The organism is Ornithinimicrobium cryptoxanthini (assembly GCF_023923205.1).
GTDB lineage: Bacteria > Actinomycetota > Actinomycetes > Actinomycetales > Dermatophilaceae > Ornithinicoccus > Ornithinicoccus cryptoxanthini.
In genome coordinates this window covers 2,919,115-2,932,286 of sequence record NZ_CP099490.1, presented here as the reverse complement: position 1 = coordinate 2,932,286, position 13,172 = coordinate 2,919,115, and the positions used below count along the sequence as shown (strand labels likewise).

General features: G+C 69.8%; 6 protein-coding genes. 2 read left to right on the top strand and 4 right to left on the bottom strand.

All coding sequences use genetic code 11. The features are described 5' to 3' along the window. Positions 1–46: 46 nt before the first annotated feature. The 4 genes from pgm to NF557_RS13480 are packed head-to-tail and all read right to left on the bottom strand — an operon-like array spanning position 47 to position 9,364. On the bottom strand, positions 47–1,684 hold the full coding sequence (gene pgm, locus NF557_RS13495; protein ID WP_252620043.1) for a phosphoglucomutase (alpha-D-glucose-1,6-bisphosphate-dependent): 1,638 nt from the start codon (positions 1,682–1,684) through the stop codon (positions 47–49). Positions 1,685–1,711: 27 nt separating this feature from the next. Next, positions 1,712–5,596 (bottom strand): 1,4-alpha-glucan branching protein GlgB, encoded by a 3,885-nt coding sequence (gene glgB / locus NF557_RS13490; RefSeq protein WP_252620042.1) that lies wholly within the window; start codon positions 5,594–5,596, stop codon positions 1,712–1,714. Between the two features lies 1 nt (position 5,597). Continuing rightward, positions 5,598–7,304 (bottom strand): maltose alpha-D-glucosyltransferase, encoded by a 1,707-nt coding sequence (treS, locus tag NF557_RS13485; protein WP_252620041.1) that lies wholly within the window; start codon positions 7,302–7,304, stop codon positions 5,598–5,600. After that, positions 7,304–9,364 (bottom strand): alpha-1,4-glucan--maltose-1-phosphate maltosyltransferase, encoded by a 2,061-nt coding sequence (locus tag NF557_RS13480; protein WP_252620040.1) that lies wholly within the window; start codon positions 9,362–9,364, stop codon positions 7,304–7,306. Before NF557_RS13480 ends, treS begins: the two co-directional genes overlap by 1 nt. 128 nt (positions 9,365–9,492) lie before the next feature. Here NF557_RS13480 and glgP point away from each other — a divergent pair, with 128 nt between their 5' ends. Further along, on the top strand, positions 9,493–12,072 hold the full coding sequence (gene glgP, locus NF557_RS13475; protein ID WP_252620039.1) for an alpha-glucan family phosphorylase: 2,580 nt from the start codon (positions 9,493–9,495) through the stop codon (positions 12,070–12,072). A 154-nt stretch (positions 12,073–12,226) separates the two neighbouring features. Next, positions 12,227–13,153 carry a hypothetical protein gene (locus NF557_RS13470; protein ID WP_252620038.1) on the top strand — a complete coding sequence of 309 codons (927 nt, stop codon included), beginning with the start codon at positions 12,227–12,229 and terminating at the stop codon, positions 13,151–13,153. Positions 13,154–13,172 lie beyond the last annotated feature (19 nt).

Below are 13,172 nucleotides of genomic sequence, written 5' to 3'. Positions count from 1 at the left end.
GGAGCGTGCAGGTGAACGCTGGGGCCGACGCGGGCGCGCCGACGAGTCAGCCGCCGAGGGCGCTGTCGACGAGGGCCTGGGCCTCCTGCTGGACACGGGCGAGGTGCTCGGGCCCCTGGAACGACTCGGCATAGATCTTGTAGACGTCCTCGGTGCCCGAGGGCCGGGCGGCGAACCACGCGCTCGCCGTCTGCACCTTCAGCCCGCCGATCGCCGCACCGTTGCCCGGGGCGTCGGTGAGGGTCGCGGTGATCTCCTCGCCGGCCAGCGTGGTCGCCGTGACGTCGCTGGGGCTCAGGCTCTTGAGCTTGGCCTTCTGCTCCCGGTCGGCAGGGGCGTCGATGCGGGCATAGGCCGGGTCGCCGTGCTCGGCGACCAGCTCGGCATAGCGCTGCGACGGGGTCTTGCCCGTCACCGCGAGCATCTCCGAGGCCAGCAGCGCCAGGATGATGCCGTCCTTGTCCGTGGACCACACGTGGCCGTCCCGGGTCAGGAACGAGGCGCCGGCCGACTCCTCGCCGCCGAAGCCGATCGAGCCGTCCAGCAGGCCGGGCACGAACCACTTGAAGCCCACCGGGACCTCGACCAGCTCACGCCCCAGCGACTCGGCGACCCGGTCGATCATCGAGGACGACACCAACGTCTTGCCGATCGCGGCGGTGGAGGGCCAGTGGGGGCGCGCGCCGCCATACAGATAGTCGATGGCCACGGCCAGATAGTGGTTGGGGTTCATCAGGCCGCCGTCGGGGGTGACGATGCCGTGCCGGTCGGCGTCGGCGTCGTTGCCGGTGCTGATCTGGAAGGCGTCCTTGGTGGCGATGAGGCTGGCCATCGCGTGGCGGGAGGAGCAGTCCATCCGGATCTTGCCGTCCCAGTCCAGCGTCATGAAGCGCCAGGTCGGGTCGACGAGGGGGTTGACCACGGTCAGGTCCAGGTCGTGCACCCGCGCGATCTCACCCCAGTAGTCGACGGCCGCACCACCGAGCGGGTCCGCGCCGATGCGGATGCCGGCGCTGCGGATCGCGTCGAGGTCGATCACCTCGGGCAGCGCCGCGACATACGCACCCTTGAAGTCATAGTCGGTGACCGCCGCGCGCGCCTCACCGAACGACACGCGCTTGATGCCGTCGAGCCCGGCGTGCAGAAGCTCGTTGGCGCGGTCGGCGATCCAGCCCGTGGCGTCGGTGTCGGCCGGCCCACCGTTGGGCGGGTTGTATTTGAAACCACCGTCGCGCGGGGGGTTGTGCGAGGGGGTCACCACGATCCCGTCGGCCAGACCGGAGTCCTTGTCCCGGTTGGCCCGGAGTATGGCGAGGCTCACCGCCGGCGTGGGGGTGTAGCGGTCCTCGCTGTCCACCCGGACGTCGACGCCGTTGGCCACCAGGACCTCCAGGGCGCTGGCCCACGCCGGCTCCGAGAGCGCGTGCGTGTCACGTCCGATGAAGAGCGGACCGTCGGTCCCCTGGCTGGCGCGGTAGTCGCAGATCGCCTGGGTGGTCGCCAGGATGTGGGCCTCGTTGAACGCGGCGTCCAGCGCGCTGCCGCGGTGCCCGGAGGTGCCGAAGCTGACCTGCTGGTCGATGTCGCCGGGATCCGGCTGCACCGTGTAGTAGGCCGTCACCAGGTGCGCGACGTCGATCAGGTCTTCGGGCTGCGCGGGCTGACCGGCACGTTCGTGGACCACGGCTGTCTCCTTGGATGGTTCGGTGGGCTAGGGGTGGTTCTCGGCTGTGTCCGGCGATGTGGCGCTGTCGACGGCAGCAGACTTGGCGACAGCGGGCGCGACAGCTTCAGAATCGACAACTTCAGAGTCGACGACAGCAGACTCGACCGCCTCCGGCACGAGCCAGAGCATGCCGAGCGGCGGCAGGGTCAGCACGACCGAGTGCGGTTGCCCCTGGTGGGGCTCGTCGACGGCCTCGACCGCGCCCAGGTTGCCGACGCCGGAGCCGCCGTAGTAGTCGGCGTCGGTGTTGACCAGCTCCTTCCACCGTCCCGGCCGGGGGACGCCGACCCGGACCTGCTGACGCGGCTGCCCGGAGAAGTTGGCCAGCGCGACCAGGACCGGGCGCTGGCCGGCATCGTCCTCGGTGCCGTAGCGGATGAAGCTAAAGGTGTTGCCGCCGGCGTCGTCAGCGTTGAGCCACTGGAAGCCGGCCTCCTTGTGGTCCAGCTGCCAGAGGGCCGAGGTGTCGCGATAGGCCAGGTTGAGGTCGCGCACCAGGTGCTGGACCCCGACGTGCGCGGGCTGGTCCAGCAGCCACCAGTCCAGGCTGCGGCCGTCGGCCCACTCGGCGATCTGCGCGAACTCCTGCCCCATGAACAGCAGCTGCTTGCCCGGGTGGGCCCACATGAACGCGAGGTAGGCGCGCAGGCTCGCCAGCTGCTGCCACCGGTCGTTGCCGCCCATCTTGCGCAGCAGCGAGCCCTTGCCGTGGACGACCTCGTCGTGGCTGATCGGCAGCACGAACTGCTCGCTGAAGGCATACATCAGCGAGAAGGTCATCTGGTGGTGGTGGTACTGCCGGTGGATCGGCTGCTGGTGGATGTAGTCCAGCGAGTCGTGCATCCAGCCCATGTTCCACTTGAACCCGAAGCCCAGGCCGCCGCTCTCGGTCGAGCGGGTCACGCCGGGCCAGGACGTCGACTCCTCGGCGATGATCACCACGCCAGGGGAGCGCCGGTATGCCGTGGCGTTGGTCTCCTGCAGCAGCGCCACCGCCTCGAGGTTCTCCCGTCCGCCGAACTTGTTGGGCAGCCACTCGCCGTCGTTGCGGGAGTAGTCGAGATAGAGCATCGAGGCGACGCCGTCGACCCGCAGGCCGTCGGCGTGGAACTCCTCCAGCCAGTAGAGCGCGTTGGCCACCAGGAAGTTGCGCACCTCGGGCCGGCCGAAGTCGAAGATGAAGGAGCCCCACTCCTTCTGCCAGCCGCGCCGCGGGTCGGGGTGCTCATAGATCGGCGTTCCGTCGAAGCGGGCCAGGGCCCACGGGTCGGTCGCAAAGTGGCCGGGCACCCAGTCCAGGATCACGCCGATCCCCTCCTGGTGCAGCCGGTCGATCAGGTAGCGCAGGTCGTCGGGGGAGCCGAAGCGCGCGTCTGCGGCGTAGTAGCCCGTGACGTGATAGCCCCACGACGGCGCATAGGGGTGCTGCATGACCGGCATCAGCTCCACGTGCGTGAAGCCCATCTGCGACACATAGCGGGTCAGCTGCTCTGCGAGGTCACGGTATGACGCGCCCTGGCGCCAGGAGCCCAGGTGCACCTCGTAGATGCTCATCGGGCCGGAGTGCGGGTCGTGCTCGGCCCGGGCCCTGAGCCACTCCTCGTCGCCCCACTCGTGCCAGCTGTGGGTCACGACGGAGGCGGAGCTCGGAGGGACCTCACTCGCGCGCGCCATCGGGTCGGCCTTGAGCCGGCGGTGCCCGTCGGGGCCGCTGATGTCGAACTTGTAGCGCGTGCCCTCCCAGACATCGGGCACGAAGATCTCCCAGATCCCGCTCGTGCCCAGCACCCGCATCGGGTGGGCGGTGTTGTCCCACTGGTTGAAGTCGCCGACGACGTGCACGCCCCGCGCGTGGGGTGCCCACACCGCAAAGCTGGTGCCGCGCACCTGACCCAGCGGTCCGTCATACGTCCTCAGGTGTGCGCCGAGCACCTTCCAGAGCTGCTCGTGACGACCCTCGGAGATCAGGTGCCGGTCCATCTCGCCCAGGGTCGGCAGGAAGCGGTAAGGATCGTCCTGCACGTGGGTCCCACCGCCGCCCCAGGACACCTCGATGCGGTAGTCCGGGATCTGGGTGCCCGGCACCACGGCGGTCCAGATGCCGTGCTTCTCGTGGCGCATCGGGTGGCGACCGCCGTCGACCAGCACGGTCACCGTCTCAGCCAGCGGCCGCAGGGCTCGGATGGTGATGCCACCGTCGTGCGGGTGCGCCCCCAGGATCGAGTGGGGGTCATGGTGCAGGCCCCGGAGGAGCCGCTCGAGGTCCTGGTCGTCGAGCGGCCGCGGTTCCACCCCCATTTTTGTAGTGGTTTCGTCGCCCGGCCCCGCATTTTTGTAGTGGTTTTGCTGATCGGCCTCACCGGCGGCCGGCGGGGGGTCGGCGGGCTGGCGGAGGTCGACCCTGGGCCCGGGTGTCGTCGCCTCGTCTCCCCCGCCACCCTCGGCCGGGAGGGTCGAGGCAGGCCCCTCGGAGGCCCCGTTCGTCGGCCGGCCTACCAGCGAGCGCACCGCCGCGACCGGGATACCAACCCAGGACGGCCGGTTGCGCGCCTCATAGACCACCTCGTAGAGCACCTTGTCCAGCTCGAGTGCCGCCAGCAGGGCAGCAGAAGCCGACAGGTCTTCGCCGGACTCAGTGGCGTAGCCGTCCAGGAACGCAGTCCGGGCCGCCCCGGCCCAGCTGCCCCGGTCGAGGTCGCCCTCCTGGGCGATCGAGCCGGCCGCGTAGTCGAACGAGCGCAGCATGCCTGCCACGTCGCGCAGCGCCAGGTCCGGGCGGGCGCGCTCCTCGAGCGCGCGCAGCGGCTCGCCCTCGAAGTCGACCAGGACCCAGCCGCGATCGGGGACATCGAGCACCTGACCGAGGTGATAGTCCCCGTGCACGCGTTGCAACGGGGGCCAGTCGGCCTGCGCGGCCGCGGCATAGACGGCAGCGCACCGGTCGGCATACTCCTGCAGCTCCGGCGCCGCGGCGACCGCCTCCTCGTGCCGCTCGCGCCACCGGTCCAGCAGTCCCTGACGGACCTGCGAAGTCAGCTCCTGGGTGCCGAACGCCACGCGCAAGGTGGCGTGCACCTGGGCGGTCGCGCTGCCCAGCAGGCGGGCCCGCTCGGTGAAGTCCTCGTCGTCGCGGGCGGCGACCAGCGCCAGGCGCCAGGCGTCCTGGACACCGGGCAGGAACTCCTGGGCGAACGCCAGGTGACCCTCGGCGAGCGATCCGTCGGCCTCGTGCCAGGTGCCGCTCACCCAGCCCACCGGCTGCGGCACCAGCGTGCTGCCCGCCTCGGCCAGGGCGCTCTGCACCGCAACATCGGGGTTCTCCCCGGCCTGCAGCACCCGGAAGACCTTGATGATGACCGGCGCTGACGCGCCAGGCTCCCCGGTCTCGACGATGATTGACGTGTTCGACTGCTCGCCGACCAGGACGGCGCTGCGGCGCACCACCGGGCGCGGACCCTGGGACCGTGCCGTGGTGGCGCTCCCCGTGAGTCCGGTGCCCTCGTCACTGCCGCTGACGCTGCCTGCGGAGTGCATCAGGTCGGCCAGTGCCTGGACATAGACGGGGTCGTGACAGCCGTCATAGACCCACCGGGTGCCCAGCTCGTCGTGCTCGGTCGTGGCGACCAGTGCCGTGTGCAGCTCCGGTGCGGCTTCGCCGCGATAGGTGAGGGGCACGTGATAGGTCACCGGACGGGGCCCGGACTCGTCGACGACGAGGTGGACGTCGATGCCGACCTCGTCGGCCGGGTCCTCCAGGCGATAGCCGCCGATGCGGCGCAGCTGGGGCTCGCGCCCCTTGCCGGCGAACCACCGCTGCCTCGCCACCCACCCGGGCAGGAAATCCGCGAACGATGGTGTCAGCGTGGCCATCTCATGCTCCCTCGGTGGTCAGGCCCAGCCAGAAGAAGCCCTGGGAGCCGAGTGTCAGGTGGATCCGGCCGTCCTCGTCGACGTCGGGGAACCCGTCGCCCCCGAAGAGGTCCGCGGTCACGGAGCTGGCCAGGTCAGCGGGCAGCTGGATGTGCGCGGCCTGGGGCCGCCCTGACAGGTTGTTGACGCAGAGCACGCCGCGCCTGCCCTCGAACTCCGCGGCCGGGTCGCTGACGTGCCGGGTGAACGCCAGCACAGCCGAGTTGTCCGCGTCGCACAGGGTGAACGCGCCGACGCCGAACACCTCGTGCCGGGAGCGGATCTGCAGCATCCCCCGCATCCAGTGCAGCAGCGAGGAGCTGGTGGCCATCTGGGCCTCCACGTTGACCGTGCCGTAGTGGTAGACCAGGCTCGAGACGACCGGCAGATAGAGCTTGCCCGGGTCGGAGGTCGAGAAGCCCGCGTTGCGGTCGGGGGTCCACTGCATCGGCGTGCGCACGGCGTCGCGGTCGGTCAGCCAGATGTTGTCGCCCATCCCGATCTCGTCGCCGTAGTAGAGGCACGGCGAGCCGGGCAGGCTGAGCAGCAGGGCGTTGATCAGCTCGATCTCGGCGCGTGAGTTGTCCAGCAGTGGGGCGAGCCGGCGCCGGATGCCGATGTTGGCCCGCATCCGGGGGTCGGGGGCATACCAGCCATACATCGCCGAGCGCTCCTCGGGCGAGACCATCTCCAGGGTCAGCTCGTCGTGGTTGCGCAGGAAGGTGCCCCACTGGGTGCCCTGCGGGATGGCCGGGGTCTCCTCCATCACGCGGATGATCGGCGCCGCGCTCTCGTCGCGCAGGGCGTAGTAGAGCCGCGGCATCACGGGGAAGTGGAAGCACATGTGGCACTCGGGCGCCTCGGGCGTGCCGAAGTAGTCGACCACCTCGGCCGGCATCTGGTTGGCCTCGGCCAGCAGCACCCGCCCGGGGTACTCCTGATCGACCATGGCCCGCAGCGACGCCAGGAACTCGTGGGTCTTGGGCAGGTTCTCGCAGCTGGTGCCCTCCTCCTCGAAGAGGTAGGGCACGGCGTCGAGGCGGAAGCCGTCGATCCCCATGTCCATCCAGAACCGGACCACGTCGAACATGGCCTCCTTGACGGCCTCGTTCTCGAAGTTGAGGTCCGGCTGGTGGCTGAAGAACCGGTGCCAGTAGAACTGCCGGCGCACGCTGTCGAAGGACCAGTTGGAGACCTCGGTGTCGACGAAGATGATGCGCGCGTCGGCATACCGGTCGTCCGTGTCGGACCACACATAGAAGTCGCCGTAGGGACCCTCCGGGTCCGAGCGGGAGGCCTGGAACCACGCGTGCTGGTCGGAGGTGTGGTTCATGACCAGGTCGGTGATGATGCGTATGCCGCGCGCGTGCGCCTGCGAGATCAGCTCCTGGAACTCCGGCAGGGTCCCGAACTCGGGCAGCACCGCGGTGTAGTCGGCCACGTCGTAGCCGCCGTCGCGCAGCGGGGAGGCATAGAACGGAGGGATCCACAGGCAGTCCACGCCCAGCCACTGCAGGTAGTCGAGCCGGGAGATCAGGCCGCTGAAGTCGCCGGACCCCGAGCCGGTGGAGTCGTCGAAGGCGCGCACGAGCACCTCATAGAAGACCGCCTTGCGGAACCAGTCCGGGTCGTGCCGCAGGCCGGGCTGCTGGAGGTTGAGCCCGCGCATCAGAACTTCCGCACCCAGATGATGTGCACCGGCAGGCTGCCCGGGCCCAGGTGCACGAAGTTGGCCTCGCCCCAGTCCCACTGCGCGCCGGTGAGCAGCTCGTGGGCCACGAACCGCTCGCTCCAGCCGAGGCCGAGCGAGGGCATGTTCAGGTGCACCGTCGTCGCCCGCGGTGCGAACGGGTCCAGGTTGGCGACCACGATGATCTCGTCGCTGTCGGACCCGTCGTGGGCGCCGCCGCCGCGCTTGGAGAAGACCAGGAAGTTCTCGTCCTCGGCGCTGTGGAAGGTGATGTTGCGCAGCCAGTGCAGGGACGGGTGCTGGCGCCGGATCTCGTTGAGCCGCTTCAGGAACGGCGCCAGGTTGGGCCGGCCGTGCGCCTCGTCGCGGCCGCCGTGCTCGGTGTCGAGGTCCCAGCGACGGTTCTTGAACTCATACTTCTCGTTGTCGATCTGCTCCTCGGCGCCGGGCCGGGCGACGTTCTCGCAGTGCTCATATCCGGCATAGATGCCGTAGGTCGGGACCAGGGTGGCCGCCAGCGCCGCGCGCAGCTGGAAGGCGGTCGGCCCGCCATACTGCATGTATGGCGTGAGGATGTCGTGCGTCGTCGGCCAGAACGAGGGGCGCATGAAGGGGGCGGTCTTGCCGGACAGCTCGGTGACGTATTCGGTCAGCTCGCCGACCTGGTTGCGCCAGGCGTAGTAGGTGTAGGACTGCTGGAAGCCGACCTTGGCCAGCGTGTGCATCATGGCCGGCTTGGTGAACGCCTCGGCCAGCCAGATCACCTCCGGGTGGTCGACCGCGACATCGGCGATCAGCCACTGCCAGAACTCGACGGGCTTGGTGTGCGGGTTGTCGACCCGGAAGATCTTCACGCCGTGGTCGATCCAGACCTGCATGATCCGGCGCACCTCGGCGTAGGCGCTGTCGGGGGCGTTGTCGAAGTTGACGGGATAGATGTCCTGGTATTTCTTCGGCGGGTTCTCCGCATAGGCGATCGAGCCGTCGGCGCGGGTGGTGAAGAACTCGGGGTGCTCGGTGGCCCACGGGTGGTCGGGCGCGGCCTGCAGCGCCAGGTCCATGGCCACCTCGAGGCCGAGCTCCTCGGCACGGGCCACGAAGGCGTCGAAGTCGTCGAAGTCGCCCAGATCGGGGTGGAGCGCGTCGTGGCCACCCTCCTCGGCGCCGATGGCGTAGGGGCTGCCGGGGTCGTGCTCCTGGGCGTCGAGGGTGTTGTTGCGGCCCTTGCGGTTGGTCCGGCCGATCGGGTGGATCGGGGTCAGATAGACGACGTCGAAGCCCATGTCGGCGATCGCGGGGAGGCGCTCGGCGGCGGTGGCGAACGTGCCTGAGGTCCACAGCCCCGTCTCCGGGTCCTGCGTGGCGCCCTCGGAGCGGGGGAACATCTCATACCACGCCCCGTGCAGGGCCAGGGGGCGCTCCACCCACCAGGTGTAGCTGCGGCTGGGGCTGACGAAGTCGCGCAGCGGGGCGCCGACGAGCGGCTCGCGCAGACCGGTGCCGGCAGCCAGGCGCTCCTCGACCGGGCGACCGGTGTCGCGCAGGGCGGTGATCGACTCCTCGAGGCGCTGCCGGGTCTCGGCAGCGTGCTCGACCTCGCCGCGGGAGCGCTCCAGGACCCGGGCCCCCTCCTCGAGCATCAGCTCCACGTCCACCCCGGCCTCGACCTTGAGGACGGCATCGTGGTGCCAGGTGGCGTAGGGGTCGGACCAGCCCTCGACGCGGTAGCTCCAGATGCCCGGCCGGTTGGCGAAGATGGTGGTGCCCCAGTGGTCGAGCCCGGGGTTGAGCAGGTGCATCCGCACGTGGTGCTCGGCGCCGTCGGGGTCGGTGAGCACCACGGTCGCGTTGACCTGGTCGTGCCCCTCGCGGAAGACGGTGGCGGTGATCGGGAAGAGCTCGTTGACCACGGACTTGGTCGGCCGGTCGCCCCCGTCCACGGCAGGCCGGACCTCCTGCACGGGGATCCGCCCGATGGGGTGCTGCCCCACGAGCTCGAGGACGGAGTGGGTCGGGCCGCTGGATGCTGTCTCGGTCACGAGAACGACGCTACCTGTCCCGGCGGAGGAGTGCACGAGAGACGCCTCGTCCCCCACCGACAGGCGACCGGCACCGTTGTCCACGGGGGGTGCATGAGGAGGTGAGCGCACGACATACGCTATGCCTCGTGAAGGCCATCCGCAGACTGCACGTTCGCACAGTCCTCCCTGAGACACTCGCCCCGCTGCACCAGCTCGCGCTCAACCTGAGGTGGTCCTGGCACCCGCCGACGCTCGACCTCTTTGAGAGCATCGACCCGCAGAAGTGGCAGCTGTGCCGCCGCGAGCCGCTGACCATGCTCAGCCTGCTCTCACCGGCCGAGCTGGAGCGCCTGGCCGGCGACGCGGAGTTCGTGCAGCGCGTCCAGGAGGCCGGTGCCGGGCTGGACCGCTATCTCACGCAGGACCGGTGGTACCAGCGTGCCGCACAGGACAGCACCGAGGCGTTCGGCAGCGCCTACGCCTACTTCTCACCGGAGTTCGGGCTGACCGCAGCGCTGCCGCAGTACTCCGGCGGCCTGGGGATCCTGGCCGGTGACCACCTCAAGAGCGCCTCCGACCTGGGTGTGCCGATCGTGGGCATCGGGCTGTTCTACAAGAGCGGCTACTTCCGGCAGCGGCTCAACGCCGAGGGCTGGCAGCAGGAGTCCTATCCGGTGCTCGACCCCGACGACCTGCCGCTGGCGCTGCTGCGCGAGCCGGACGGCACCCCGTCGGTGATCTCGCTGGCGATGCCTGGCGGGTCGCGGCTCGACGCGTATGTGTGGCGGGCGCAGGTGGGTCGCGTGCCGCTGCTGCTGCTCGACTCCGACGTCGAGACCAACGACGCGAGCAAGCGGGACCTCACCGACCGGCTGTATGGCGGGGGTGGCGACCAGCGGCTCCAGCAGGAGATGCTGCTCGGCATCGGCGGCGTGCGCGCGCTGCGGCTCTGGTCGCGCCTGACGGGGGCCCCGGAGCCGGACGTCTATCACATGAACGAGGGTCATGCCGGGTTCCAGGGCCTGGAGCGGATCAGCGAGCTCACCCAGTCTGCGGGCCTGTCCTTCGACGAGGCGCTGCGCACGGTGCGGGCCTCCACGGTCTTCACCACGCACACGCCGGTGCCCGCGGGAATCGACCGGTTTGGTGTCAACCAGATGGCCCAGCACTTCGGTGGCTCTGCCCAGCTGCCCGGCGTGGCGCTGTCCCGCCTGCTCCAGCTGGGGGCGGAGAACTATGAGGGTGGCGACGCCAACGTCTTCAACATGGCCGTGATGGGACTGCGTCTCGGGCAGCGAGCCAACGGCGTCTCCCAGCTGCACGGCGAGGTGAGCCGCGGCATGTTCAAGGGGCTGTGGCCGGGCTTTGACCAGGCTGAGGTGCCGATCGGCTCGATCACCAACGGCGTCCACGCCGGCACCTGGGTGGACCGCAAGGTGTTCGACCTGGCCTCGGAGTTCATCAACGGCGACGTCCTGGGCTCCGGTGGGCCGTGGGGGCACGTCGACGAGGTGCCCACCGACCGCATCTGGGCGACCAAGCGCGAGCTGCGCGAGCAGCTGGTGGCCGAGACCAGGGACCGGCTGCGCAAGTCCATGCGCGCCCGCGGGTCGACCTCTGCCGAGCTGGGCTGGATCGAGGACGTCCTCGACCCCGACATCCTGACGATCGGCTTCGCGAGGCGAGTGCCGACATACAAGCGCCTGACCCTGATGCTGCGTGACCCGGAGCGCCTGGCCAAGATCCTGCTCGACGAGGAGCGTCCGGTGCAGCTGGTGATCGCGGGCAAGGCGCACCCGGCCGACGACACCGGCAAGCGGCTGATCCAAGAGATGGTCCGCTTCACCGACGACCCGAAGCTGCGGCACCGGATCGTCTTCCTGCCCAACTACGACATCGCGATGGCGCAGCGGCTCTATCCCGGGTGTGACGTCTGGCTGAACAACCCGCTGCGGCCCTTCGAGGCGTGCGGCACGTCCGGCATGAAGGCCGCCCTCAACGGCGCGCTCAACCTCTCCATCCTGGACGGCTGGTGGGACGAGTGGTTCGACGGCGAGAACGGCTGGGCGATCCCGACCGCCGACGGGGTCGACGACGACCGGCGCGACGAGCTGGAGGCGTCGGCGCTCTATGACCTGCTGGAGAACAACGTCGTCCCGACCTTCTATGACACGGACGAGGCGGGGCTACCCACGCGCTGGCTCGAGATGATCACCCACACGCTGGGCACGCTCGGCCCGAAGGTGATGGCCGACCGGATGGTGCAGGACTACACGCAGAACCTCTATCTGCCGGCCGCCCGGGCCGGCTGGGCCGTGAGCGAGAACGACCACGCCGGTGCTCGCGACCTGGCCGCGTCGGTCGAGCGGATCCGGGCCGGCTGGCCGTCCGTGCGGGTCGAGCACCTGGACGCCGAGGGCGTCAGCGACACTCCGCAGGTCGGGGAGTCCGTGCGGGTGCATGCCTATGTCGCGCTCGGCGACCTCGCGCCGCAGGACGTCACCGTCCAGGTCGCGTTCGGCCGGGCGTCGGAGACTGACGAGCTGACCGACGTCGAGCTGAGCGTCCTGCAGCACGTGGACTCCTATGACGGCGGGAAGCACCGCTTTGACGGTGAGCTCGAGCTCTCGCGCACCGGCAGCCTCGGCTGGACCGTGCGGGTGCTGCCCGCGCACCCGCTGCTGGCGAGCGACGCCGAGCTGGGTCTGGTCACCAACCCATTTTGATAGGGGTTTCGTTGGTCCGCCCCGGGTTTTGATAGGGGTTTCGTTGGTCCCGTCCACAGCCTGTCCCAGGTGACCCTCGTCCTCAACAGGGCTGGCAGAAGGACTGGCGTGCCGGCATACCTCCCCGCAGTCTGTGGCCCAGGAGGTGGGGCACATGACCTTCCAGGTCAGGCGGACGGGGGAGTTGCTGGCAGACGGCATGACCCGGCACCGGGTCGACCAGTTGCCACGGGTCGACGGTATGACGGGTCTGCGCGTCCTCGGGGATGAGCCACAAGACGCCAGGCTTGTCCGGGTTCACGCCGCGTGGGAGAAGGCGCCGACAGGCTCGGTGCTGGCAGGGTGGGCGGCAGCCGTCGTCCACGGCGTGCCCGACAGCTTCCTCGACGGGACCGTGGACGGGACCAAGCTGCGGCCGGTCGATCTGTGCGTGCCGGAGAGTGCCGGGACCTACGACACCAGGGGACTGCGGCCCCGGAGGTCGCGGATCCCCGGCGAGCAGCAGGTCGTCATCGATGGCATTCGTGTCACGAACGGCCCCCGGACGGCGCTGGACCTGGCGCGTTGGACCCGGACCGATCCTCGGCGCTTGGCCATGCTCGACCTGTCAGCGAGGTTCGGGCTGATCGAGCCGGCATTGTTTGCGACCTTCCTTGATCCGCTCGGCGGCCTGCACGGGCTCGGCGCGGTCCGCGACATGGTGCCGCTCGTGAGCGACCGAGCAGAGTCGGTCCCGGAGAGCACGATGCGCCATGCCTGGCTCGACGCGGGTCTGCCGTCGCCGCTGGTCAACCCGTCAGTGCATGACCGGTATCACGACTTCGTCGGGCGAACGGACCTGTTCGACAACGACAGCGGCCTGGCCGCGGAGTATCAAGGGTTCTGGCACCGCCGGGACCTGGCCCCCGAGGAGGACAAGGCCCGTCGTGAGCGGTTCAAGGCGATGAATGTGACGGTCGTCGAGATCTGGAAGAAGGACAGCGACCGCATGCAGGCGCTGCTCCGCGAGGGCTACGAACGGGCGAAGGCCCGCGACAAGCGTCTCGACTCGTGGACCCTGCCAGGGCGAGAGGCCGTATGACGATCAGCTGGGTCTGAGG